Origin of the sequence: Saccharobesus litoralis (assembly GCF_003063625.1) — a bacterium.
In the GTDB taxonomy this organism is placed as follows: domain Bacteria; phylum Pseudomonadota; class Gammaproteobacteria; order Enterobacterales; family Alteromonadaceae; genus Saccharobesus; species Saccharobesus litoralis.
This window is the reverse complement of record NZ_CP026604.1, coordinates 1,582,750-1,608,716: the sequence shown is the minus strand read 5'-3', so window position 1 is coordinate 1,608,716 and position 25,967 is coordinate 1,582,750. Positions and strand designations below refer to the sequence as shown.

The 25,967-nt window shown below is 40.8% G+C and carries 25 protein-coding genes; 10 read left to right on the top strand and 15 right to left on the bottom strand.

What is annotated here, in order from left to right:
- Positions 1-44 precede the first annotated feature (44 nt).
- Complete coding sequence (locus C2869_RS05650; RefSeq protein WP_108602028.1) at positions 45-449, top strand: Imm39 family immunity protein; 405 nt, start codon at positions 45-47, stop codon at positions 447-449.
- A gap of 97 nt (positions 450-546) precedes the next feature.
- Here C2869_RS05650 and pyrF read toward each other — a convergent pair whose 3' ends face one another.
- The 8 genes from pyrF to gyrA form a co-directional block, all read right to left on the bottom strand.
- Positions 547-1,248: an orotidine-5'-phosphate decarboxylase gene (pyrF, locus tag C2869_RS05645; protein WP_108602027.1), complete on the bottom strand. Its 702-nt coding sequence runs from the start codon at positions 1,246-1,248 to the stop codon at positions 547-549.
- 7 nt (positions 1,249-1,255) lie between these two features.
- Complete coding sequence (locus tag C2869_RS05640; protein ID WP_108602026.1) at positions 1,256-2,407, bottom strand: hypothetical protein; 1,152 nt, start codon at positions 2,405-2,407, stop codon at positions 1,256-1,258.
- Positions 2,407-2,703 (bottom strand): LapA family protein, encoded by a 297-nt coding sequence (locus tag C2869_RS05635; protein ID WP_159084053.1) that lies wholly within the window; start codon positions 2,701-2,703, stop codon positions 2,407-2,409. Before C2869_RS05635 ends, C2869_RS05640 begins: the two co-directional genes overlap by 1 nt.
- Before the next feature lie 19 nt (positions 2,704-2,722).
- On the bottom strand, positions 2,723-3,001 hold the full coding sequence (gene ihfB / locus C2869_RS05630; RefSeq protein WP_108602024.1) for an integration host factor subunit beta: 279 nt from the start codon (positions 2,999-3,001) through the stop codon (positions 2,723-2,725).
- Between the two features lie 89 nt (positions 3,002-3,090).
- Entirely contained in the window at positions 3,091-4,764 is a 1,674-nt protein-coding gene (rpsA, locus tag C2869_RS05625; RefSeq protein WP_108602023.1) for a 30S ribosomal protein S1, read from the bottom strand.
- 103 nt (positions 4,765-4,867) lie between these two features.
- A complete protein-coding gene (gene cmk / locus C2869_RS05620) occupies positions 4,868-5,566 on the bottom strand; it encodes a (d)CMP kinase (protein ID WP_408011890.1) in 699 nt (232 codons plus the stop codon).
- A 29-nt stretch (positions 5,567-5,595) separates the two neighbouring features.
- Positions 5,596-6,681 carry a 3-phosphoserine/phosphohydroxythreonine transaminase gene (gene serC / locus C2869_RS05615; RefSeq protein WP_108602021.1) on the bottom strand — a complete coding sequence of 362 codons (1,086 nt, stop codon included), beginning with the start codon at positions 6,679-6,681 and terminating at the stop codon, positions 5,596-5,598.
- A complete protein-coding gene (gene gyrA, locus C2869_RS05610) occupies positions 6,681-9,323 on the bottom strand; it encodes a DNA topoisomerase (ATP-hydrolyzing) subunit A (RefSeq protein WP_108602020.1) in 2,643 nt (880 codons plus the stop codon). The genes serC and gyrA overlap by 1 nt, the downstream gene beginning before the upstream one ends.
- A 530-nt stretch (positions 9,324-9,853) precedes the next feature.
- On the opposite strand from gyrA, the gene ubiG reads away from it, so the two are divergent.
- The 5 genes from ubiG to yfaE all read left to right on the top strand — a co-directional run bounded on the left by ubiG (position 9,854) and on the right by yfaE (position 15,475).
- Positions 9,854-10,582 (top strand): bifunctional 2-polyprenyl-6-hydroxyphenol methylase/3-demethylubiquinol 3-O-methyltransferase UbiG, encoded by a 729-nt coding sequence (gene ubiG, locus C2869_RS05605; protein WP_108604974.1) that lies wholly within the window; start codon positions 9,854-9,856, stop codon positions 10,580-10,582.
- Positions 10,583-10,584: 2 nt separating this feature from the next.
- Entirely contained in the window at positions 10,585-11,259 is a 675-nt protein-coding gene (locus C2869_RS05600) for an HAD family hydrolase (RefSeq protein WP_199915631.1), read from the top strand.
- Between the two features lie 390 nt (positions 11,260-11,649).
- On the top strand, positions 11,650-13,923 hold the full coding sequence (nrdA, locus tag C2869_RS05595) for a class 1a ribonucleoside-diphosphate reductase subunit alpha (RefSeq protein ID WP_108604972.1): 2,274 nt from the start codon (positions 11,650-11,652) through the stop codon (positions 13,921-13,923).
- 101 nt (positions 13,924-14,024) lie between these two features.
- Entirely contained in the window at positions 14,025-15,155 is a 1,131-nt protein-coding gene (gene nrdB, locus C2869_RS05590) for a class Ia ribonucleoside-diphosphate reductase subunit beta (RefSeq protein WP_108602019.1), read from the top strand.
- A gap of 50 nt (positions 15,156-15,205) precedes the next feature.
- Positions 15,206-15,475, top strand: coding sequence for a class I ribonucleotide reductase maintenance protein YfaE (yfaE, locus tag C2869_RS05585; protein ID WP_108602018.1), 270 nt, complete (start codon positions 15,206-15,208; stop codon positions 15,473-15,475).
- Between the two features lie 6 nt (positions 15,476-15,481).
- Here the strand turns inward: yfaE and C2869_RS05580 are convergent, their stop codons facing one another.
- Positions 15,482-16,309: a CPBP family intramembrane glutamic endopeptidase gene (locus C2869_RS05580; RefSeq protein WP_108602017.1), complete on the bottom strand. Its 828-nt coding sequence runs from the start codon at positions 16,307-16,309 to the stop codon at positions 15,482-15,484.
- A 159-nt stretch (positions 16,310-16,468) separates the two neighbouring features.
- Between C2869_RS05580 and C2869_RS05575 the strand changes: the two genes are divergently transcribed.
- Positions 16,469-16,843, top strand: coding sequence for a helix-turn-helix domain-containing protein (locus C2869_RS05575; protein WP_108602016.1), 375 nt, complete (start codon positions 16,469-16,471; stop codon positions 16,841-16,843).
- Positions 16,844-16,845: 2 nt separating this feature from the next.
- On the opposite strand, the gene C2869_RS05570 is transcribed toward C2869_RS05575, so the two are convergent.
- From C2869_RS05570 to C2869_RS05555, 4 genes are read right to left on the bottom strand one after another with little or no spacing between them, the layout of a single operon-like run.
- Positions 16,846-17,352, bottom strand: a complete 507-nt coding sequence (locus C2869_RS05570; protein ID WP_108602015.1) for a PqiC family protein — start codon at positions 17,350-17,352, stop codon at positions 16,846-16,848.
- Complete coding sequence (pqiB, locus tag C2869_RS05565; RefSeq protein WP_108602014.1) at positions 17,352-18,986, bottom strand: intermembrane transport protein PqiB; 1,635 nt, start codon at positions 18,984-18,986, stop codon at positions 17,352-17,354. The genes C2869_RS05570 and pqiB overlap by 1 nt, the downstream gene beginning before the upstream one ends.
- Before the next feature lie 15 nt (positions 18,987-19,001).
- Positions 19,002-19,658 carry a paraquat-inducible protein A gene (locus tag C2869_RS05560; RefSeq protein ID WP_108602013.1) on the bottom strand — a complete coding sequence of 219 codons (657 nt, stop codon included), beginning with the start codon at positions 19,656-19,658 and terminating at the stop codon, positions 19,002-19,004.
- On the bottom strand, positions 19,655-20,284 hold the full coding sequence (locus C2869_RS05555; RefSeq protein ID WP_108602012.1) for a paraquat-inducible protein A: 630 nt from the start codon (positions 20,282-20,284) through the stop codon (positions 19,655-19,657). Before C2869_RS05555 ends, C2869_RS05560 begins: the two co-directional genes overlap by 4 nt.
- Before the next feature lie 572 nt (positions 20,285-20,856).
- Here C2869_RS05555 and C2869_RS05550 point away from each other — a divergent pair.
- The 3 genes from C2869_RS05550 (at position 20,857) to C2869_RS05540 (ending at position 22,956) form a co-directional block, all read left to right on the top strand.
- Positions 20,857-21,171 carry an isoamylase early set domain-containing protein gene (locus tag C2869_RS05550; RefSeq protein ID WP_108602011.1) on the top strand — a complete coding sequence of 105 codons (315 nt, stop codon included), beginning with the start codon at positions 20,857-20,859 and terminating at the stop codon, positions 21,169-21,171.
- 229 nt (positions 21,172-21,400) lie between these two features.
- Positions 21,401-22,363: a cysteine synthase A gene (gene cysK, locus C2869_RS05545; protein ID WP_108602010.1), complete on the top strand. Its 963-nt coding sequence runs from the start codon at positions 21,401-21,403 to the stop codon at positions 22,361-22,363.
- A 134-nt stretch (positions 22,364-22,497) separates the two neighbouring features.
- Positions 22,498-22,956, top strand: a complete 459-nt coding sequence (locus C2869_RS05540) for a hypothetical protein (protein WP_108602009.1) — start codon at positions 22,498-22,500, stop codon at positions 22,954-22,956.
- Here C2869_RS05540 and glpD read toward each other — a convergent pair.
- Together glpD and glpK are read right to left on the bottom strand one after the other, a co-directional pair.
- Complete coding sequence (glpD, locus tag C2869_RS05535) at positions 22,953-24,446, bottom strand: glycerol-3-phosphate dehydrogenase (protein WP_108602008.1); 1,494 nt, start codon at positions 24,444-24,446, stop codon at positions 22,953-22,955. The genes C2869_RS05540 and glpD overlap by 4 nt on opposite strands.
- A gap of 9 nt (positions 24,447-24,455) precedes the next feature.
- Positions 24,456-25,940 (bottom strand): glycerol kinase GlpK, encoded by a 1,485-nt coding sequence (glpK, locus tag C2869_RS05530; protein ID WP_108602007.1) that lies wholly within the window; start codon positions 25,938-25,940, stop codon positions 24,456-24,458.
- Between the last annotated feature and the right edge of the window lie 27 nt (positions 25,941-25,967).

The window sequence follows — 25,967 nt, the reverse complement described above, 5'->3', positions numbered from 1 at the left end:
GATAAGCCCACCACAAACATTAACTGTTATATTGCGAGTAAAGCATGGCTCATAATCGTAAATTAGTAATAGGTGCTGTCGCTTTAGTAAAAGCGAGAGTCCATAATTCAATAGAGGCATTTGAAGAAGCTAGAGATTATGTCGAAGAGATTTTAATCTCTTTTGATTGGCTTAAAGGTGCTCCTTTTAAATGGGTAGGTTTAATTGTCCGTTATGGGTTAAAAAATGACGAGTTCCCCGCTTTTCAAAATGTAAATAAAAAGAATGGTGATTTACCAATAGCGATTGAAGTAGATGTAAATGATATATTAGAAATTCATAAAAATAAGGATGAGTTCGCTCTATATATTAAAAAGTTAACTTTTTCATGTTTACTTGCAGTTGCTGAAAAGTACAAACTATCTAAGAAAGAATTAGAGTTGGAATTAGTTAAGTTAAGCGCAATATAACAAGCTAATACAGGCAGGGACTTCTAACGGTTGGCTAAGTTGCGCTTCGCTTCACATTTTAGCCAACAGCAATAAACCCCAGATTTAGGCGTTGCTATTAACCCTTTAATGATAAGTTTATTTGCTCTAATACAGCATAAGGGTCTTGAGCTTGGGTAATAGGTCGGCCTATCACTAAGTAATCAGCACCATCTTTAACCGCTTGTTCAGGTGTCATAATGCGTTTTTGATCACCTTTATCACTACCTGCAGGGCGAATTCCCGGCGTCACTAACTTAAAGTCTTGGCCTAACGCTTGTTTAAGCATTATTGCTTCTTGCGCAGAACAAACGACTCCATCTAAACCACTTTTAGCCGCTAACGTTGCTAAAGAAAGCACCTGCTCTTGTGGTGTTTTTTGGATCCCCAAACCATTTAAATCGGATTGATCCATACTGGTTAATACAGTTACACCAATAAGTAATGGTTTTCTGCCCGACAAGCCTTGTAATGCTTCTTGAGCAGTACTCATCATAACTTCCCCACCACTCGTGTGTACATTAACCATCCATACACCTAAATTAGCGGCTGCAACGCAGGCTTTAGCTGTCGTTGCCGGAATATCGTGAAATTTTAAATCTAAAAAAACATCAAAGCCTTTATCTACTAACTTTCCGACAAACTGCGGACCAAAGTAAGTAAACATTTCCTTACCTACTTTTAAGCGACATTGCTCTGGTTTTATTTTATCTACAAGTGAAAGCGCGTCGTGCTGATCAGCAAAATCCAACGCGACAATAATTTGCGAATTGTTCGCCATTGTCTATTTAATCTCCGGTTAGGCCTTTAATTGGCTTCACACTGCCCCAATTTTTACAACGAGGGCATTGCCAAAATAAAAAGCTGCCTTGATAACCACATTGGTCACATTCAAAATCGGGTAACTGCTCTATTTTTTTCACAACCATGCTCTGCAAGCTTTTCATCATAGAGCGAGCATGTTCAGAATCTACTTGGCTAGCATTAACATCCATCAAACTAGCAAACCCTCGGATCGTTGCGTGTCCTTCCAGCATATTAACTAAGGTCTTTCGCGCAGCAGATGCATTGTTATTCTCTAGTTGTAATTTGGCTATTTTATCAGCGATAGCCGTGCTTGAAGTACTTAACTTTTCTGTTCGCTGTAAAAACTTTAACTGCTCTGTTTTACAAGGAAAAATATCATCCAGTTTCGGTACGACTAATGAAACAAAGTCGACCGCCTGTTCAACTAGATCGTGAGCATATTTTTGCGCTTTATCCAATTGTTCACCTTCTAACGAAAACGCAATTAAGGCTAAATAAGCCCGTGCACAACGTGAATCATAACTTAGCGCCTGTAATAAACTTTGCTGTTTCTCTTGTCCCTGCTGCTTTTCTGCTAACTCACAAAGCAAATAGGCACGAACATTATCGAGATTGTCCCCTTCTTGCGGTTCCAAGCCTTTTATAATTTCATATGCCGGCAACCAGTCTCGATAAGTTTGATAAATACGAGAAAGCAATGTTCTCGCTTCATAATCCAAATCATTATCATCAACTAATGGTTTTAATAGCGCTTCTGCTCTGTCGTATAACGCACTGTCTATAAAATCTTTAGCGAGTTGCAGAATCGAGGTTTTCCGCTGACTAGGAGAAAGGGCATCTTGCTTGGCTAGAAATTGATGAATTTTAATTGCACGATCATTTTCACCCTTAGCTCTAAACAGTTTGCCAAGCGCAATATGAGTCGTGAATGTTTCGTTATTAACTTCAAGGTTCTCAATTAAAACCTCTATGGCTTTATCTCGTTGATTATTGAGAAACAAGTTCAAGCCTGACAAGAAGTTTTGATTAATCTCTTCATGTTGACGCAATTGCGCCTGCTTAAAACTGTTACGGCCAATAACGTAACCATAAAGTGCTGCGATAGGCAGCAATAAAAAAAGTAATTCAGGCATTATTGATCTTTGAGTTGGATCCGAAGACGCTCGTTTTCTTGAGTCAACGAGTCTATTTTACGCTTTTGTTGAAAGTTTTTCAGCTTAGATTTTGCTAATAACCACCACCAAGCTAATGACGACAAAACAACGCCAACGAAGAAAAATATGGCTAATACCTGAGAGAAAACTAATGTTTTCTCAGCAATAATAAAGTTAAGCTTAATTAACTGCGTGTTGTGGCTAGATAACGCTAGGCTAATAGCCACAACCAAGAAAATAAGAATAAAGGCAAAAAGCGCTTTAAGTGTTTTCACCAAATGACTTCCGTTTGAGTTATAAGTTAACGCGATCTCGCAGCTCTTTACCTGGCTTAAAGTGAGGTACGTATTTACCAGTTAATTCAACACTGTCGCCGGTTTTGGGATTACGGCCGACACGCGGAGCGCGATAATGTAAAGAAAAGCTACCAAAGCCACGGATTTCAATACGATCGTTTTTTGACAAGGATTGCGCCATATATTCTAGCAACTCTTTAACGCTAGTCTCTAAATCTTTAAATGGCACGTGAGGAAATTGTTCTGCTAATTGTTCAATCAGTTCGGACTTGGTCATTTAAGCCTCCAGTACGCTAACAAAAAAGGATTTTGTTACTGAAGGACGGAGAGGATAGGCGGAGAATAATCCCCGCCTAAAAAGCAATCTTATTCGCCTTTTTGAGCGTTTTTGAATGCTTCTGCCATAGCATTAGTGAAGTTACCAGAATCTTGTTGATTAACAGATTCTAATGCAGCCTTCTCTTCTGCTTCGTCTTTAGCTTTAATTGACAAGCTAATTACGCGGTTCTTACGGTCAACGCCAGTGTATTTAGCTTCAACTGAATCGCCTACGCTAAATTCAGTAGATGCATCTTCAACACGCTCACGTGAGATGTCGCTAGCACGTAAGTAACCTTCAACGCTATCAGCTAACTCAATGGTTACACCTTTCGCGTCTACTTCAGTAACTGTACCGTTAACGATAGCACCTTTTTTGTTATCCGTCAGGTACTTAGTAAATGGATCTTCATCAATTTGCTTAATACCTAGTGAAATACGCTCGCGCTCTGCGTCCACTTGTAGAACAACAGCGGTAAGCTCTTCACCTTTCTTGTATGAACGAACAGCTTCTTCGCCATTAGCATTCCAAGAAATGTCAGATAAGTGAACAAGACCGTCAATGTTACCTTCAAGACCAATGAAGATACCGAAGTCAGTGATTGACTTGATCTTACCAGAAACTTTGTCGCCTTTAGCAAAGTTCTTAGCGAACTCTTCCCAAGGATTAGGTTTACATTGTTTAAGACCAAGAGAAATACGACGACGTTCTTCGTCAATTTCAAGAACCATAACTTCAACTTGGTCACCCAAGTTAACCACTTTAGATGGGTGGATGTTTTTGTTAGTCCAATCCATTTCAGAAACGTGAACAAGACCTTCAACGCCTTCTTGGATCTCAACGAAACAACCGTAGTCAGTTAGGTTAGTAACGCGACCAGTTAGCTTAGCGCCTTCAGGGAAGCGAGCTGCAATTTCTGCCCAAGGATCGCTACCTAATTGCTTAAGACCTAATGATACACGTGATTTTTCTTTGTCAAACTTAAGTACTTTAACGTCGATTTCGTCACCAACATTAACAATCTCACTTGGATGCTTAACGCGTTTCCAAGCCATGTCAGTGATGTGAAGTAGACCGTCTAAGCCGCCTAAGTCAACGAACGCACCGTAGTCAGTAAGGTTCTTAACGATACCTTTAACTTCGATACCTTCTTCTAATTTCGCCAATAATTCTTCGCGGTCTGCGCTAGACTCTTGCTCGATAACAGCACGACGTGAAACAACAACGTTGTTACGCTTCTGATCTAACTTGATTACACGGAAATCTAATTCCTGACCTTCGATGTGGCTAGTGTCACGTACAGGGCGTACGTCAACAAGAGAACCTGGTAAGAATGCACGGATACCTTCAACTTCAACAGTGAAGCCACCTTTAACTTTACCAGAAACGAAACCTTTAACGATTTCTGATTCTTCACATGCTTTTTCTAAACGTAACCATGCTTCATGACGCTTAGCTTTTTCACGTGATAGTAGAGTTTCACCGAAACCATCTTCAACTGCATCTAAAGCTACGTCGATTTCATCACCAACGTTTACTTCAATTTCACCAGTGTGATTTTGGAATTGCTCAACTGGGATAGCACTTTCAGACTTAAGACCTGCGTCAACTAATACAACGTCTTTAAGGATTGCTACGATAGTACCTTTAACAATGGCACCAGGACGGGTTTCGATGGTTTGTAAGCTTTCTTCAAAAAGCTGTGCAAAATTTTCAGTCATTTCAATAACTTAATTAAATATCTGGCTTGCATCCAAACGCACCAGGGTTATTATAAAAAGTAATTCATCCTGAACTACTGGTTTTAACTAGTTTAAAAATATTTTAAACAGATAAATCTTCTTGGTTTAGCTTAGTCATAGCATAGCTAAGAACCGCTTCAACCACTTCGTCGATATCCATAGATGTTGAATCAAGCTCCATTGCATCACTTGCAGGCACTAATGGTGCTACTGCTCGATTAGAGTCTCGGTCATCTCTTGCACGGATGTCGCTCAAAAGGCGCTCAAGTGTAACGTCAGGATGGCTGTTTTTCAACTGTAAATAGCGACGGCGCGCACGTTCTTCCGCACTCGCGGTTAAAAAAACTTTAACTTCGGCACTTGGAAAAACCACAGTCCCCATATCGCGGCCATCAGCAACTAAACCGGGAGCTTCACGAAATGCACGTTGACGACGTAATAAGGCTTCTCTCACTCTTGGTAATGATGCAACTTTAGAAGCGACAGCACCCACTTCTTCAGTTCTGATTGCACCCGAAACATCTTCACCTTCGAGCACAACACGTGTTTCTCCGTTTTCATCATTTTCAAAGCAAACGTCTAAATGAGCTGCCAACGGGATCAACGATTCTTCATCCGTTGTATCCATATCATGATGAACAACGGCGAGTGCCAAAACTCGATATATCGCACCACTGTCTAAAAAATGCCAACCTAACTCTTGGGCTACGCGTTTACTAACAGTGCCTTTACCCGCACCGCTTGGTCCATCAATTGTGATCACCGGGAAAATATCGGCCATCATTACACCTCAATATTGTAACTTACGGGTTAACCGTTTTTCTTAGCAAAGTCTGCCATAAACTGGGTTAAGGCTTTCACCCCTTCTATTGGCATTGCGTTATATATGCTTGCTCGCATTCCGCCCACCATACGGTGGCCTTTTAGTGCCAATAAACCAGCTTGTTTTGATTCTTGTAAAAACTTATCGTTAAGTGCTTCATCCGCTAAATAGAAGGGTACATTCATACGTGAACGATAGTGCTTAACCACTCTATTTTCGTAGAAATCACATTCATCAATAAAGTCATACAAAAGCTTTGCTTTCGCTATATTTTTTTCTTCAACCGCTGCCACGCCACCTTGCGCTTTAAGCCATTTGAAAACTAACCCCGCCAAATACCAAGCATAGGTAGGAGGGGTATTCAACATTGAATCTAGTTTAAATTGTTGCTGATAATCAAAGATCGATGGCGTGTCACTGCGTGCTTTACCTAATAAATCTTTGCGAACAATGACAATCGCCAAGCCACTTGGCCCAATATTTTTCTGAGCTCCGGCATAGATCAAGCCAAAATCATTAACATTGATCTGGCGTGATAGAATACAGGATGACATATCCGCAACCAGCGGGGCGTCTACCTGTGGCACGTAATCAAACTCGACACCTTCGACCGTTTCATTTGGACAATAGTGTAAATAAGCTGCATTATCAGATAACTGCCACTCAGACTGCGGGGCAATACCACGATTATTACCTTGATATGTAATATCGGTAACAACCTTAGCTTGACCATATTTCTGACATTCTTTAACAGCGCCACGAGACCAAGAGCCTGTGACAACGTGATCAGCTACACCGCCTTGTGGCATTAAGTTCATCGGGATCGAGAAGAATTGTCCGCGACCTCCAGCATGCATAAATAACACGGCATAATCGTCAGAGATAGACAACAATTCACGTAAGTCTTGCTCAGCTTCTTTAGCCATAGCAATATACTCAGGGCTGCGATGACTGACTTCCATGACAGAACAACCTAGGCCCTGCCAATCTAAAAATTCTTGCTGTGCCTGCTGCATAACCTCTCGAGGTAACATAGCAGGACCAGCACAAAAATTAAAAATACTGTTATCCATTAATCTTCTGCCGGATCTTGTTGTTCAGAGGACGCCGCATCTGTGGATGGGTTATCTGTTGTTGCTTCCGCTTCATTTGTCACTTCAGCATCTTCTGCAACTAAATCTTCATCTGTTTCAAGCTCTTCGATTTTCTCTAAACCGACAACTCGCTCATCTTCTGCAGTACGGATCAGTCTTACACCTTGAGTATTACGGCCAACAATGGATACTTCATTAACGCGCGTACGTACCAAAGTACCCTTATCACTGATCAACATAATTTCGTTGTTATCTGACACTTGAACAGCGCCGACAACCGAACCATTACGTTCACTAACCTTAATGGATACAACACCCATGGTTGCACGACTTTTCGCTGGATAATCTTCTAGCGGCGTACGCTTACCAAAACCATTTTCTGTTACCGTTAAGATTTCGCCATCTGAATGAGGAATAATCAAGGAAACTATTTGCTGACCTTCATCCAGTTTCATACCTCGAACACCGGTCGCGGTACGTCCCATTGAGCGAACTTGGCTTTCGTTAAAGCGAACAACCTTACCCGCATCGGAGAACAACATAATGTCGCTATCACCATGCGTAATATCAACCCCAATTAGCTTATCACCATCATTTAGGTTAAGAGCGATAATGCCGTTGGCACGCGGACGCGAATATTCAGTTAACGCGGTCTTCTTGATAGTACCGTTAGCCGTTGCCATCACAATATATTTGTCAGCATCGTATTCACGAACCGGTAAGATCGCTGAAATACGCTCATCGTCTTGTAAAGGCAATAAATTGATTATTGGCTTACCACGAGCCTGACGAGAAGCTAATGGTAATTGGTATACTTTCAACCAGTACAACTGACCACGAGTCGAGAAACAAAGGATCGTATCGTGGGTGTTGGCAACCAGTAGTTTTTCAATGAAATCTTCTTCTTTCATCTTGGTTGCCGCTTTACCTTTACCACCACGACGCTGCGCTTCATATTCAGTTAATGGCTGATATTTAGCATAACCCTCATGTGAAAGGGTAACCACAACATCTTCTTCGGCAATCAAGTCTTCTAAACTAATATCGTGAGAAGAGGCTGAAATTTCAGTACGACGCTCGTCACCAAACTCTTCTTTAATGGCAATTAACTCATCACGAATAACTTCCATCAACCGCACAGCGCTGGCCAAAATATGTAATAACTCAGCTATTTCGTCTAATAACGCTTTATATTCGTCAAGAATTTTTTCGTGTTCTAAGCCTGTCAGCTTATGCAAACGCAATTCAAGAATAGCTTGCGCTTGTTGCTCGGTAAGGTAGTACTTACCATCACGAATACCGTATTCAGGTTCTAACCACTCAGGGCGAGCCGCATCAGTACCAGCACGCTCAAGCATGCCTGATACATCACCTAAATCCCAAGCTTTTGAAATTAAGCCTTGTTTGGCTTCAGAAGGGCTAGGAGATGCTTTAATTAATTCGATAATAGGATCGATATTGGCTAGCGCTATGGCTAAACCTTCAAGAATATGAGCGCGTTCGCGAGCTTTGCGTAATTCAAATATAGTACGGCGAGTAACAACTTCACGTCTATGATTGATAAATGCATGTATCATGTCGCGCAGGTTGAATAATTTTGGCTGACCATTGTCCAATGCCACCATATTCATACCAAACACCACTTGCATTTGGGTTAATGAGTAAAGCTTATTTAGCAGAACTTCACCAGATTCACCGCGCTTAACTTCGATAACAATACGCATACCATCTTTATCAGACTCATCGCGTAATGCACCTACGCCTTCGATACGTTTTTCTTTAACTAATTCAGCAATTTTTTCAATTAAACGCGCTTTGTTAACTTGATATGGGATCTCAGTAACGATGATGGTTTCTTTACCATTATCAGCTAACTCCACTTCAGCTCGAGCACGTAAATAAATTTTACCGCGCCCCGTACGATACGCTTCCTCTATTCCTTTACGTCCGCTGATAATCGCAGCCGTTGGAAAATCAGGACCAGGAATGTAGTCAATTAATTGCTCAATCGTAATATCTGGATTTTCTATCATGGCTAAACAGCCATTAACCACTTCATTTAAATTATGAGGTGGAATGTTGGTCGCCATACCAACTGCAATACCCGATGAACCATTAACTAATAGATTAGGTACTCGCGTCGGTAAAACTTCAGGAATTTTTTCGCTGTCGTCATAGTTAGGCACAAAATCAACAGTTTGTTTTTCCAAGTCCGCTAACAATGAATGCGCGATTTTAGCCATACGCACTTCGGTATAACGCATTGCAGCAGCAGAATCACCATCTACTGAACCAAAGTTACCTTGGCCATCAACCAGCATATAACGCAAAGAAAATGGCTGAGCCATACGCACAATAGTGTCATACACTGCACTATCACCGTGTGGATGGTATTTACCTATGACATCACCGACAACACGTGCCGACTTTTTATAAGGTTTGTTCCAGTCATTTTTCAGCTCATTCATAGCAAACAATACGCGACGATGAACAGGCTTAAGGCCGTCACGAACATCCGGTAATGCACGTCCAACAATTACACTCATAGCATAATCGAGATAAGACGTTTTCAGTTCGTCTTCAATATTGACAGGAAGTATTTCTTTGGCCAAATCACTCATAAACCAGACAAATCCCTAAATAGTTGTTTTACTTGATTTTTCTTGTATAACGCTTGGTCACTTACCAAAGCGTAAAAATTAGCGCGCAGATTCTACCACACTTGTGCCAGCTTACCATGTAAAATATTTGTAAATCGACGCGATAAATCATCCATCCACACATCTATTCACAAGAACAGTGCCGTTATCGCATAGATATAGTCTTCTCGCTCAGGTCTTATGGTTCATTGTCTGCGCTTACTCTCGACTTTGGCTCCTGCGTCGTCCTACTACCTAAATCCCTTTAGGCAACCCCAATCACATAATAGAGCATATGCTCATGGGGATTCAAAGCTTGACGGCTTTGCTTACATGGATGTAAGTACTTAGCGTGAGCAGGATGCGGAAGCTGCCCCTAAAACCTGATCGCTTTGACTATAACTATCGACGATAAGATTGCGGCAACAAACATTCTCCGTATAATGCGACTTAACGTAACACTTCAAAAATGGCTCGCAAATTAAGGTCATTAACCAGCAACCATGGTCGATATGGAAGTAAAACAATCAACTACAACCCCAGCCAACGTGGATCATCAAGAAGTCGCGAAATTCGATGAAATTGCGCATAACTGGTGGGATAAAGAGCAAGAATTTGCCCCTTTGCACAATATTAATCCCTGCCGAGTCAACTTTATTCAACACTACACTAATGGCATCTTTGGCCGTACTGTTTTAGATATTGGCTGTGGTGGTGGGATATTAACAACAGAGCTTGCTAAACAAGGCGCTAAAGTCACAGGTATTGATGCGGCTAGCCAAGCGATCGGCGTCGCAAAACTGCAAGCCAAAGCCGAACAACTCAACATAGATTACTTCAATACCTATGCTGAGCCATTTGCTGAGCAAAATTCGAATAAATTTGACGTTGTGACTTGTATGGAAATGCTGGAACACGTACCTGAGCCAGAGTCAGTCATACGATCTGCCTGTCAAATGCTCAAGCCAGGCGGTGATTTATTTTGTTCAACACTCAATAAAACGATACGCTCATTTTTATTAGGTATAGTGGCAGCAGAACATATTTTAAATTTGGTCCCTAAAGGGACTCACGAACATAGCAAATTTATACGCCCTGCTGATTTAATTGCCATGATCGAGCGTCAAGGTCTAAAAGTCAGAGTCGTTAAGGGATTACATTACAACCCGCTCACCAAAGATGCATCACTCAACGACGATTTAGCTGTCAACTACATTCTTCATGCCACGAAGCCAGTATAACTATGAATATAATCACTAAACCTCAGGCCGTATTATTCGATTTAGACGGTACTTTACTCGATACCGCTCGTGACTTAGGCAATGCGTTAAATGCCGTGTTAAGAGAATTAAATTACCCAGAAAAATCCTATGATGAATACCGTGACTCTGCTTCCCATGGTTCTTATGGCATGTTGCGTATAGGTTTAGGTGAAGATTACGACAAATTGATTTCAACAGAACTTAGGCAAAAATTCTTAGATTACTATGAATCTGCAATTAACCAAGCCACTATTGCATTTGACGGTGTCAAACAAACCTTGTTAGCCCTTGACGAGCAAAATATTCCATGGGGTATCGTTACCAACAAACCCGGTTACTTGACTGATCAACTTGCAATTCAGTTTCCCTTGTTTAAAAACTGCCAAGCTATTGTTTCTGGCGATACTTTACCCGAGCGAAAACCTCACCCCGCACCTTTATTGTTGGCAGCCGAACAAATGCAAGTGGATCCAAGTCAATGTTGGTATATAGGCGATGCGTTACGAGATATTGAAGCTGGGAATAATGCCAATATGCTGACTTTTGTCGCAGAGTGGGGTTACACCAAGGACACATTACCGACAAATTGCTGGCAAGCCGATTATCATTTAGACAGCCCGTTTGAATTGGCAAAGACCATAAAGAATCTAAGGTAAATGCCCGCAGGTCAGGTGGTATATGGACTCGCATTTTTCAAGCCAAAAGCTTATTCCGATTCACCATAATTAAATGCTAAATTCGATAATAAAAAATTTAGCTAAAACAAAAAAATATTTTTTATTTGCAAAGCGATTTCATTCAGCATTTTACGAGATAAAAAGTAAGTAGGTACTTACATAAAAAAAGGCCACTTATATACGCTCAAAATGCGAGCAGAGCAGCACTTGCTAAATCACCAAAACCTCATTATCTTGTGGTCTTCCAAACCGATTAACCCTATATCTTGTGTATGACAGTTTGACGAGAGGCAAAAATATTTGATCTCAGTCGTCTCACAAGATGTATCTAATAATAAAGAAATCAAAACACTAAATTTAGGCGCGATTATGAGTGAGCAACTGTTCGTTAAAAAAAGGAATGGATTAAAAGAGTCATTAGACTTAGAAAAAATCCATCGTGTTATTACCTGGGCTGCAAAGGACTTAGACAATGTTTCTGTTTCTCAAGTCGAAATGAAATCGCAGATCCAATTTTTTGACGACATTGACACTTCAACTATTCATGAAACGCTAATCAAATCTGCCGCCGACTTGATTTCAGAAGAGACGCCTAATTATCAATATTTGGCTGCTCGATTAGCAATATTTCACCTACGAAAAAGAGCCTTTGGTCAATTCGAGCCACCTCATTTATATGATCATGTGCAAGCGTTAACCGAATCTGAACGCTATGACAAACATATTCTTGAAGACTACAGCAAAGAAGAGATTGAAGAATTAAATGACTACATGGATCATAACCGTGATCTTAATTTCTCTTATGCTGCGGTTAAGCAGTTAGAAGGGAAATACCTGGTACAAAACCGCGTATCTGGTGAAATTTTCGAAAGCCCTCAGTTTTTATACATCTTAGTATCTGCTTGTTTATTCAGTAAATACCCAGCAGATACTCGTATGGATTACGTAAAACGTTTTTACGACGCTATCTCAACTTTCAAAATTTCATTACCAACACCTATTATGGCTGGCGTTCGTACACCAACACGTCAATTCAGTTCATGTGTATTGATTGAATGTGGTGATAGCTTAGATTCTATTAATGCGACAGCTAGCTCAATCGTTAAATATGTTAGCCAGCGGGCTGGTATTGGAGTTAACGCTGGACGTATTCGTGCCGAAGGTAGTGTTATCCGCGGTGGTGAAGCCTATCACACAGGTTGTATTCCTTTTTACAAGTATTTCCAAACTGCGGTTAAAAGCTGCTCACAAGGTGGTGTTCGCGGTGGTGCTGCCACCTTGTTTTACCCAATTTGGCACTTAGAAGTCGAAGCCTTATTAGTACTTAAAAATAACCGTGGCGTTGAAGAAAACCGAGTTCGTCATTTAGATTACGGTGTGCAATTCAATAAATTAATGTATCAACGCTTAATTAAAAGTGAATACATTACTCTATTCAGCCCATCTGATGTGCCTGGTTTATATGATGCTTTCTTCGCTGATCAAAACAAATTTGAAGAGCTATACGTTAAGTACGAGCAAGACGAAAGCATTCGCAAGCGCCGCGTAAAAGCGACTGACTTATTTGGTATGTTTGCTCAAGAACGTGCATCTACTGGCCGTATTTATTTACAAAATGTCGACCACTGTAATACACACAGTCCATTTGACCCTGCCGTGGCACCGGTTCGTCAAAGCAACCTGTGTTTAGAAATTGCCTTACCAACTAAACCACTTGAGCAAGTTGACGATCCTAATGGTGAAATTGCACTTTGTACTTTATCGGCATTTAACCTAGGTGCAATTGAAGACTTATCTGAATTAGAAGAGTTAAGTAATTTAGTCGTAAGAGCTTTAGATAGCCTACTCAGTTATCAAGATTACCCTATTCCTGCGGCACAAAATTCGAGCCTAAGCCGTCGTACTTTAGGTGTTGGGGTTATTAACTTTGCTTATTATTTAGCTAAGCATGGTGTACGTTATTCCGACGGGTCAGCCAATGGCTTAACTCACAAAACGTTTGAGGCAATCCAATACTACCTATTGAAAGCATCAAACGAGTTAGCACAAGAGTTTGGCGCTTGTCCTAAGTTTAATGAAACCACGTACTCAAAAGGTATCCTGCCGATTGATACCTATAAAAAAGACTTAGATTCAGTCTGTTCGGAGCCATTGCATTTAGATTGGGAAGCTCTACGCGAGTCCATTACCACCCATGGTCTTCGCAACTCAACCTTATCAGCACTAATGCCTTCTGAGACATCTTCACAGATCTCAAATGCAACCAATGGTATCGAACCTCCTCGTGGCTTTATTAGTGTTAAAGCCAGTAAAGACGGTATTCTTAAGCAGGTTGTTCCTGAATTTGAGCGTTTACGTTTTAACTATGAATTGTTATGGAACATCCCTAACAACAAAGGCTATTTAACCCTAGTTGGTATTATGCAGAAGTTTATCGACCAAACTATTTCTGCCAATACCAATTATGATCCAGCTCGCTTTGAGAACAGTAAAGTACCAATGAAGCAATTGCTTGCTGATCTGTTGCTAGCTTATAAGCTAGGTGTTAAGACACTTTATTATCATAATACCCGTGATGGAGCCGAAGACTCGCAAAAAGATCTTAAAGAAGATGATTGCGCAGGCGGCGCTTGTAAGATATAAAGCACCTCTACTAGGTAATTGACCAAAAATTAAAGGGCGGTTTTTACCGCCCTTAATGCCTTTAATCTATCAACTTTTATTGCATGTAAAGACAGAGCCATATGAGCTATACAACTTTTAACCAGGCCAACACAGACTACCTTAACGAACCTATGTTTTTCGGCAACCTTGTTAACGTTGCCCGTTACGATAAGCAAAAGCATCCTATTTTTGAGCGCCTTATCGAAAAACAGTTGAGCTTTTTCTGGCGACCGGAAGAAGTTGATGTCAGTAAAGATCGCCTTGATTTTCAGCGTTTAACACCGCATGAACAGCATATTTTTACCAGCAACTTAAAATATCAAACACTGCTCGATAGTATTCAAGGCCGTTCACCCAATGTCGCTTTGTTACCTATAGTCTCATTACCTGAGTTAGAGACCTGGATCGAAACTTGGGCGTTTAGTGAAACCATACACAGCCGTTCATACACGCACATTATTCGTAACATAGTGAATGATCCTAGCGTTGTGTTCGATGATATCGTGGTTAACGAACATATCATTAAGCGCGCTAACGACATCTCAATTTATTACGACCAGTTAATTGAAATGTGCCAAGTTTATTATACTCAAGGTGAAGGCACACATAGCATTAACGGCAAGCAATTAACCGTTTCCGTACGTGAAATGAAAAAGCTTACTTATCTGTGTATTGTTGCTGTAAATGTGTTAGAAGCAATCCGTTTCTATGTCAGTTTTGCATGTAGCTTTGCTTTTGCCGAGCGCGAAGTTATGGAAGGTAACGCAAAAATTATCAAGCTTATCGCCCGTGATGAAGCCCTGCATTTAACCGGCACGCAGCACATGTTAAATATTATGGCATCAGGTGAAGATGATCCTGAAATGGCAGAAATCGCCGAAGAATGTCGTGAACAAGCCATTGAGTTATTCAGAAAAGCGGCCGAGCAAGAAAAAGAATGGGCAGCCTACTTGTTTAAAGACGGCTCTATGATAGGCCTAAATGAAGATATTCTTTGCCAATATGTAGAATATATCACCAATAGCCGTATGTTGAGTGTTGGCTTACCTAGTATATTTGACACCAACCAAAATCCAATTCCTTGGATTAACGCTTGGTTAGTTAGTGATAATGTGCAAGTTGCACCACAGGAAGCCGAAATCAGCTCCTACTTAGTGGGTCAAATCGACAGTGAATTTGACGCTAATGACTTTGATGACTTCGAGCTTTAACATTCAAAAACTATTGTTAATGCGTTAACACGCAATAATTTGTTTAACGCATGTCTGAAGAAATAGAATTCACTATCGTCACGGAAGACTATAAAAATACTAACTGCCAAAACTTGCTTGAGTATATTGAGCAACAAAAGTTAGATGTGCATTACCATTGCCGCGATGGGTTTTGTGGCGCTTGTCGTACAAAGCTCGTTGATGGCGAGATCCGCTATCACAAAGAACCTTTAGCCTTTATACGCAAAGGCGAATTTCTACCCTGCTGTAGTTATCCTCAATCTGATATCACCATTAAAACCAAACCTGAGAAAACATAGCCTCGCCTATGCCTGCAACATAGGGTAAGTGAACAAGCACACATGCAGTGTGTTGACAACAAAGTGAAAAACAATAGGGTAGACAATATTACGACTATAGTAATAAATAAAACCATAGCCTAACCCAGCAATCACACTAGCTAACGCAAATAACGGTGAAAAGCCTATGTGAACCGCAGCAAAAAACACACCCGATATAGCCACTACGCCCCAAACCCCCAACTTATCACTAGCTGGCTTTTGCAATATACCGCGAAATACACACTCCTCAGCTATAACTGTACTAAATAGCATGCAAGTCAAAAAGACCATAAAATGTGGCGGTACTTTACTGTGCCATTCTACTATCCCTAACAGCACAGCTAGCGAAAATGTTAGAGTTATACTGACAATAGCAATAAACCAAGGCTTAGTGTACAACTTGTCAGGGCTCATCAGAGCATTTGATGATTTAGTATCACGTACTAATAAATAAGGTAACAAACATAATGCAATGACAAACTTATCAAAGTTGAAATACAAGGTATGCGGTTGCGCATTTGGGCTAATAATTAAATCTTGGTAAATCAGTATATTATTAAACCCAGGTAAGGCGTGTAAAAGTAAAGCTGCGGTAAAAACAACAAACACAGCCATACGTAAAATCAGATACCCACTAAATAGCGCTTTATCCATATAAATTAGAATTAAATAAAGGCAAGCAATAACACAGCCAACCAATTCAATAGCACCCAGTGCTAGTAGCGTAATCAAGCCAAATACACTAAAACCAATAGGCCATTTATTGTTCTTAAACCGTTCTAATAGCAATTTAATTTCACCAAGTTGTTGCAATATCCCATTTTGCGTTCATAAAGTGGAATTGGGCTCATCAAGTAAAATAATGAAGATAGACATAGATGATTTATTACTCTGATTCGTCTTAAAAGAAGTAACGTTAGCATCGTTGCGCTATTGTCTTATTCATCCTTGTTTTTACTAAGAGGAGTTCAGATGCAATTAAAAGACACCCACCTTAACCATATTCACTCACCAGACGCTTTAAAAACCGCAAGGATCGACGACGTTATCGCATGGGCGACAAAAAACCTCAGTACAAAAATCAATACTCAAGTTTTAGCAGAAAAAGCCTATGTCTCGCGTAGTACATTTGAACGCAGTTTTCGACAAACCCAAAATATGAGCCCTAGAGAATGGCTAATTAAAGTCAGGTTAATCAAAGCGCAAAATCTTCTTGCCTCAACGTCACAATCAATCGACAGTATTGCCAAAGCTTGTGGCTACGTATCTGCTTTATCATTACGTTTAGCATTTAAAAAACACTTAGATCAAACACCCGGCGAATATCGACTGCTTCAGCAAGCTTAAGCTCAATGAGTGACTTCTTTTGCAATATCACGAGCAAGCTGACTTAACCCAGCAGAAACCGTTTTTACAAACGCTGCGTAACCGGTTTGCTCTTGCTGCAAAGTGTAGGAAAAAGGTTTTACAGAGTTATCATGCAATTGAAAATGGCCCCGCAATAATACTTGTCCTGATTGTGTTGCATAAAACTGGTCAAAAAACACATGGAGCTTTTTCAACTCGGTTTCGTTTGCTAGCTCAGCTGTAAGCACCTGTTGCAAATTATCTTTTAGATCAATTTTCCAACGATTGTAGTGTGCAGGGATAATAGCATTTTCTTGCTTGAGTAATATTCGCTCATCTTGTAACTGGGGTGCTAAAGCGACTTCTAATTGCAAATTAGAGGCTTGCGCCATGGCTTTTATTGGCAGTAAAAAATATTGCGTTTGGGGCATGGGCTGACTAGAACAAGCCAACAGGACAGATAAAAAGCCCATCAACAAAAAAAAACGGAAAAAGATTAAACGTAACATTATTTTGTTGCTCCTGGCTGTATATCCGCTTGGCGTGGTTCAGAAAAAATAATTGACGACGGTTGGCTATTTAATGCATGGCCCACACGTTCAATACTCTCTAACGTTTGTTTAGCCTGTTGTAAGGTTTGCTGCAGATCCTGATAAAAAGCTGAATCTGGTTGAAAGCCCGCTAACGTCACTTGCAACTCCTGTATAGTGGCGGTTAATTCTTGAGGCATATTTTGCCACTCAGGCTGACTCAATAAACTATTGCCCGTTCTCACTAACTCATCAGCATCAATCAATACTTTATTAACCTGACTTAAGGTAGTTTGCGCAGATACCAAGGTTTCGGTTAATGGCAATTGATTCAACTTATCTACAAAAATACCAACACGGCTGATCACGCGATCAATATCATCACTGATCGTCGGCATCACCTGATGCCCCGCTAATTGTGACATTTGCCCAGCAGGCACTTCAGGGTAAAAGTCTAACGTGATAATTCTTTGCCCTGTCACTATACTGGCATTTTTCAAGGCTGCTCGCATACCTTGCGCAACATACTCATTAAACCGCGCCTGCAATTTTTGCTGACCTTGGGGACTGTCTTCACCAACAATACGTCCAGCGTCGATACGGATAAGCACCGGAACTTGCGGAACGTTCTGCTGGTTATGAACACTTCGAGGCACCAAATCCAGTGATATTGCAGCAACAGTACCAACCGGTATGCCTCGATATTCAACGGGGGCACCTTCTTGTAAGCCACGTGTTGACGCATCAAACAGTAACAAATACTCATTGGTATATTGATACGGATGCAAGTGAATGTGTTTTTCACCAGCATACAAATTAAACTCACTGCCATCCTTTACCATGGTGCCCATATTAATGCCTTGCGGCACGTCAAACGCCACCCCACCAGACAATAAACTACTAATAGATTCAGATTCAAAGTCCATCCCTTCTGGCGTCAATCGAAAAGAAAAACCACTAGCATTGAAAAATCGGCTGGTACTGGTGACCAATCTATTATACGGCTCATTAATAAACGCACTGGCTCTAAGTTTGCCAGACGATAAGACTTCAAGATGGGTAATTTGGCCGACTCGAAAGCCATGGTACAACACAGGGGCACCTTCAGCTAAAGATGAAGTCGCATCACTAATTAGGAAGACATTTAAACCTTTTTGCGTGCCCGGAGTGAGCGGTCGGTTATTTAAACCAATAAACTTAGTTTTACCGGGGTAACCTTTGCCAGGCTCTAGCTCAATATACGCCCCACTAAGTAAAGTCGACAACCCTGAAATGCCTCGCGACCCTACGCGCGGTTTTTCTACCCAAAACTGCGTATCTTGCCGCAATAAGTTAGCCGCATCCGGCTTGATACGCGCATATATCACCACATTCTCTAAGTTGCTGTTTAATTCAACCCGCTCTACAACGCCAACCTCAACGTTTAACGCGCGAATTTTTGTTTTACCCGCTTCAATACCTTCTGCTGTGGTAAAGGTAATTTTAATTTCAGGGCCACGATCGAGATAATATTGAGTCACAATCCAAGCACTCGCGATCAAAGCCACCAAAGGTATAAACCAGATAGATGAAAGTTTTGGCCGGGTTTTCACCACAGCGGCAACAGAATTCAAGGCAACGCTCCGTATTTATATTGAGTTGTTATCTGGGGAGGAATGAACTGAATCTCCCCCATAAAAATCTTCAAGCTCTGTCGCTTGATCCCAAATTAATCGAGAATCAAAAGCTTGGGCTGCCAACATTGTGGTAATCACAACCCCAGCAAAGGCTAATGCAGCAATACCCGGCATAATAGTTAATACTCCGCCTAATTGAAATAATGCAACTAGAATAGCCACAACAAATACATCGATCATTGACCAGCGTCCGATAACTTCAGTCATGCGATACATTAATGTGCGTTGCCTTTGATGTCTAACATGATAATAATGGGTCGATAACACCAGCCAAATTAACACTAATATTTTAATTATAGGGATCACGATACTCGCTGCAAATATAACAGACGCCACCAAGTAAGAACCCTGCCCCCATAGATCGACAACCCCACCCACTATCGTTGTACTATAATGCTGACTAAATTGCCGTGTATGCATAATCGGCAAAAAATTGGCAGGAAAATACAACAAAATAGCTGTCATTAACCAAGCGATGGTGCGTTGCAAACTATCAGGTTTTCGAGCATACAATGTTGCATAACAACGTTGGCAATGTCGGTGCTCTAAAGCATTTAAAAAACCACAGACTCGGCAAACTGCAATGTCTTGTTCTAATGCCGTCTTCATTTAAACCTCTGCCTTGCACTGTGGCGTAAATGTTCATAATAATGCCAAAAGCGATAACGATCTAAATTACTCAAGCTGGCTGACAAGCAGATTACAAACAAAATATACGCCCAAAACGACCAACCAATACGAATATCTGCCATTGTCACTATTTTGGTCAAACTCACTAATACACCTGCCAAAAACACCTCAGCCATGCTCCAAACTTTGACTTGAAATAGCCAGCGACTTAACACCAGTCCTAATGGCGGCAAAGTGCGTAAAAATAGCATACTAAACAACACATAAATGATGGCTAAACATAAACCGCCTGGGATCAAGGCAATAAAGAAAAAAACAGCCACGGCCAGCAAACTTTGCCCATAGTCATGCAAAACCCAAGCGCTTTGCATCAAACTCATTTGCAAACTTTGACCTTGTGCTTCAAAAATAAGAAAAGGAAAAAAATGCGCGACAATAATAAAATTAAGACCTGCCAGCGAAAAAGCTAAACTGTACTGCAAGTTGTTTGGCGACTTTGCGGTGACCAATGCGCCACAACGAGGACAATAAGCAGACTGCTTACTATTGAGACTCGGTGCATGCAGTAACGCATCACATTCTAAACAAGCAATATTTTCCTGCATAGATGTATTTATAACTCACAAAGCTAACCAGAATTAAGTTAAGTGTAACCAGCCTTATGCTGCATAACAATGCAAGCTAAGCGAAATACTCAGACAAGTGGTCACATATTGGGCAATAAATCGAAATAACTAAATCGAATGGTCAGATTAGCAAATTGTGATTTTTGCTCTATGCTTGAATACAAGGGCAGTTTGGACAATATACCAAGCACAAACAATCCTGTTAGATTTTCTAGCATGAATATTGCAGAACGATGAACAAACTCGCTTTATTAATTCAGCTTATAAGATGTAATGAAGATGACATCTACTCAAGGTTTAATATTGCGGTTTTTCATCTACACCCTAAAAGCGACAAAAATTAGGAGGTGAATAAACACCCAGTGCGGCTAACATATTATAAAATTACCTCCTAAAAAGGTGGTTAATGGTGTAACTAAATTTCAACATTTGTTCAACATTCAAGCCAAAACCATGAAATACACAGCAAAAATTGAAATTTAATTACAATAAGTCCATAATTTAACCAGATCCTGAATTTTTGATTAAGTAACTTTTAAAGGGACTCAACCATGAGCTTAAAAAAACAATTCCTTAAATCTAAACCTGTTTGTAAAGTAACTTTTCGTTTAACTAAAGAGCAAGCCCAAGCAGCTGACACTGTTCACGTTGTTGGTGACTTCAATGAATGGGACGAATCAGCTACGCCAATGAAAAAGCTTAAAAACGGTGACTTCACCTTAGGCTTAGATTTGGAATCAGGTAAAGCTTATCAATTCCGTTATTTACTAAACGCTGATGTTTGGGAAAATGACTGGGACGCTGACGACTATACACCATCTTCAGTCGGTGACGCTGATAACTCAGTCGTTAACTGCGAAGCATAAATACATAGTGCCTCCAAAGCGCCAGTGACTCCACTGGCGTTTTTCTTTACCGCACCTTCTTAATACGACTTTCCAACAGTGAAAACGCGTTTATACTCTGTTCGCTATTTATTATAACAAATTGACACTTCTGTTTACTCGGTTTAGGTTTAAGCTTTGAACTGATATTCAAAATTGCTAATCATAGCAATTCCCCCTACTTCATTAAAAAAATAGGACAAGCTGAACAATGAGCGTATTTGAAGATAATCCACAATCAATTGGCAACACGCCACTAGTTAAATTAAATAAGGTTACTAGCGGTAACGTATACGCAAAAGTTGAATCACGTAACCCAAGCTTCAGCGTAAAATGTCGTATCGGTGCGAACATGATTTGGGATGCTGAAAAGAAAGGTATCTTAACTGAAGGTAAAGAAATCGTAGAACCAACTTCAGGTAATACAGGTATTGCATTAGCATTTGTTGCAGCATCTAAAGGTTACAAACTAACCTTAACTATGCCATCGACAATGAGCTTAGAGCGTCGTAAATTACTTAAAGCATTAGGTGCTAACATTGTATTAACCGAAGGCCCTAAAGGCATGAAAGGTGCCGTAGCTAAAGCTGAAGAGATTGTTGCGTCTGACGATAAATACGTATTATTGCAACAATTTGAAAACCCAGCTAACCCAGAGATCCATGAAAAAACAACAGGTCCTGAGATCTGGGAAGACACTAAAGGTGAAATCGATATCTTCGTTGCGGGTGTTGGCACGGGTGGTACTATCACAGGTGTCAGTCGTTATATCAAAAACACCAAAGGTAAAGCGATCCAATCAATTGCCGTTGAGCCAACTGATTCACCAGTTATCGCGCAAGCTAAAGCAGGTGAAGAATTAACACCAGGTCCTCACAAAATTCAAGGTATTGGCGCTGGCTTTATTCCAGGTAACCTTGACTTAGACATGGTTGACTCTGTAGAAGCCGTTTCTAACGATGAAGCTATCGAAATGGCGCACAAATTAATGAAAGAAGAAGGTATCTTAGCGGGTATTTCTTCTGGTGCTGCGGTAGTTGCTGCTAAGCGTGTTGCTGAATTACCAGAAAACGAAGGTAAAAACGTCGTTGTTATTTTACCAAGTTCAGCTGAGCGTTATTTATCTAGCCCTCTATTTGCCGGTTTCTTTAGTGAAGCTGAATTAGAGCAATAATCTGTACAAAGCTCGCAATCCTTTTAAAAAGCCAGTGTTTTTACTGGCTTTTTTGTTTCTAGCGCTTTACTTACGCCTTTATTCATCCGAAAATTCATTTCAAGCGTTTCGTCATTCGCATTTATGGAGTTGTAATGTCGCCTTTTCAAAATCACGCTCATTACCTAAAAATTTTCATCCTAATATTTTCATTTTCTTTATTCGGCTGTAATCAATCCGCTTCAGATTTAGGACCAACCCCTGAAGAAGTGGCCATTGAGTTTTTTGAAGCTTTATACAACCAAAAAGATTTAGACAAAGCGGTCACTTACACAACACCGAAAATCAAACGCATTATGTTGCATTATAAAACGGCATCTGCGGTGCAACGCCACGTGCTCAATATGAAATATGATCAAGTCGTTATTGAAATCGACAAAACAGGACGCGGCCAACCATTAATCGAAAAAACGGCTAAATCCGCTAAAGTGACTTTATTTTTTAGTGGCCATTATGATGGCCGCAAGATGAAAGACTTAAAAACAGTTGAAATGACCAAGCAGGCAGATGGCTGGAAGGTAAAAAAAATAAAGTCAGATCCTTACGCTAGTTAACAGCTATTTATATAGTCCGCCAACGCATTACGCTGCGCTACCTCTAAGCGCAGCCCAAGTTTACTTCTGCGCCAAAGAATATCATCTAGCGTTTTAGCAAATTCAGTATCGAGTAAATAATCAACTTCGGCTTGATACAATCCGTGGCCAAAATCCATCCCCAGCGCTTCAAGGGTCTGACTGTCGCCTAAAATATCAAAACAGCGCGTACCATAACTTCTAAGTAATCGTTGTAAAAGCTGACTGGGTAACCATTGATAACGCCCTTCTATTTCGCCTTGTAAAGCGTTGATGCAGGTAAAATCACCACCCGGTAGACTTAATTCAGACGTGATACGGGGGAGCTGAATAGTAAAAACATCCGCTATCAATTGCATCGCCTCGTGTGCTAATTTTCTGTATGTTGTAATTTTACCGCCATAGACGCTGAGTAAAGGAGCCGAGCCTTGGTTATCCAAGGCTAATTTATAATCTCGCGTCACCTTTTGCGCTTGTTCTGCGGCATCGCTGAGCAAAGGTCTCACACCAGCATAACTGCTAACAATATCTTGAATTTGCAATTGCGTTTTAAAATAGCTATTTACACTCTCGATTAAATAGCGATTTTCCGCTTCCGAACTACTAACTTGTTGTAGTTCACCTTTAAACTCTATATCCGTAGTACCAATTAACGAAAAATCTTGTTCATAAGGCAGGACAAAAACGATGCGCTTATCCGCATTTTGTAAAATATAGGCCTTATTTTGTTCATGGAGTTTAGGCACAATAATATGGCTACCTTTAACAAGGCGAATTTGATGCTCAATCGGTTGTTGCAAAACCTGTTCAAACACATTATTGACCCAAGGACCTGCCGCATTGATAACCATACGCGCCGTAATTGTTTGCGGTAATTCAGTTGCTGTCGCCTGCAGTGTCACCCGCCAAACTCCAGCAACAGCTTTAGCATTAACACAGCGCGTATAATTATAAATATCCGCCCCTAACTCACTAGCAGCAAGCGCATTTAGCACCACTAATCGAGCATCATCAACCCACGCATCAGCATATTCAAAACCATGCTGTATATGTGACTGTAAGGGTGAACTTTCATCAAATTGAAGTACTCGGGATGAGGGTAAAATAGAGCGCTTGGCTAAATTATCGTATAAAAACAAACCTATTCTTATTAACCATGCAGGGCGTAAATGAGACTGGTGCGGCAAAACAAAAGACAACGGCCAAATAATATGGGGCGCCATATTTAATAGCACTTCGCGCTCTGCCAGTGCTTTTTTTACCAAGCCAAATTCAAAATGTTCTAGGTATCTCAATCCACCATGAATTAATTTACTACTTGCCGAGGAAGTACCTGAAGCCAAATCATTTTGTTCCAGCAAGCATACTTTCAAGCCCTGTAACGCTGCCTCTCGTGCAATACCCACCCCATTAATGCCACCACCTATAATACAAATATCATAATCAGTTGATCGTAAAGAGTTTTTTTCCATAAAAATGACTTACTTAAATTGACTGGCTAATTGCACCGCCAGTTGCCAACGCGATATAAGGCTTGCGCGCAACTGGGGATCCATTGCTGGCGAAAAATCAACATCCATCAAACATTGCTGGCTAATTTGCTCTAAGTTGGCGTACACCCCAGCTTGTAAACCAGCCAGTAAAGCGACACCAAGTGCCGTGGTTTCTAATATTACTGGACGCATTACACGACACTGGCAAATATCAGCTATAAATTGCAAAAGCCAAGTATTCGCCGTCATGCCACCATCCACTTTCAAAATTTGCACATTTGCCTTGTCAGCTTGCATGGCATTTAACAAATCCAATGTTTGAAAAGCTACACTTTGCAAAGCAGAGCTAACCAAGGCTGCATTCCCTGAATCACGGGTTAAGCCACAGATCATACCGCGCACATCAGGGTCCCAATAAGGCGCACCTAATCCAGTAAAAGCCGGTACAGTATAAACGCCGTGATCTAAGGGTAATGACTGTGCTAACTGGCTCGTTTGCTCTGCACTATCAATAATTTGTAGTTTATCCCTTAACCATTGAATAGCCGCTCCGGCAACAAATATACTGCCCTCTAGCGCATAAGTGACTTTGCCGTTTAATCGATAAGCAACAGTGGTGAGTAGTTTATGTTGCGACTGTACCGCCTGATTTCCCGTGTTCAGCATTAAAAACGCACCTGTACCATATGTGGTTTTAACCGCACCTGGTTGCAAGCAGGCTTGCCCTATCATCGCCGCTTGTTGATCACCGGCCATCGCCAAAATAGCAATACTATCTCCTATCTGTTGTCGATCAGTGTGACCAAAATGCGCAGCACAGTCACACACTTGTGGCAACATACTCACAGGAATATCAAACAAGGAAAGTAAATCGGCATCCCACGCTTGTTGATGAATATTAAATAACATTGTGCGTGATGCGTTGCTGGCATCAGTCTTAAATTCTCGGCCACCAGTCAGATGCCATAATAAAAAAGTATCAACCGTGCCAAACGCTAGTTCACCTTGTTGCGCGCGCAATTTGGCACCAGCAACATTATCTAAAATCCAACGAATTTTAGTAGCGGAAAAATAAGGGTCGATCAGCAATCCAGTTTTACTGCTAACTTGCTGTTCTAACCCTTGTTTTTTTAATTGTTGGCAATAATCACTCGTGCGCCGATCTTGCCAAACAATCGCGTTATAGACAGGTTTGCCCGTGGTTTTATCCCAAACTATAGTGGTTTCACGTTGATTGGTGATGCCGATACCTGCAACGGACAAATTATTTTGTTGAGCATAACTCACAACTTGCTGCAAAACAGATAGTACAGACGACAAAATGGCTGTCGGATCATGCTCAACCCATGCATTCTCAGGATATATTTGTTCAAATTCTTGTTGAGCTGTACACTCGATCTGGCCATTTTCGTGAAATAAAATAGCGCGAGAGCTCGTTGTTCCTTGATCAATCGCAATCAAATATTGAGTCATTAGCCGCTCTTAAAAAGACATTTCACC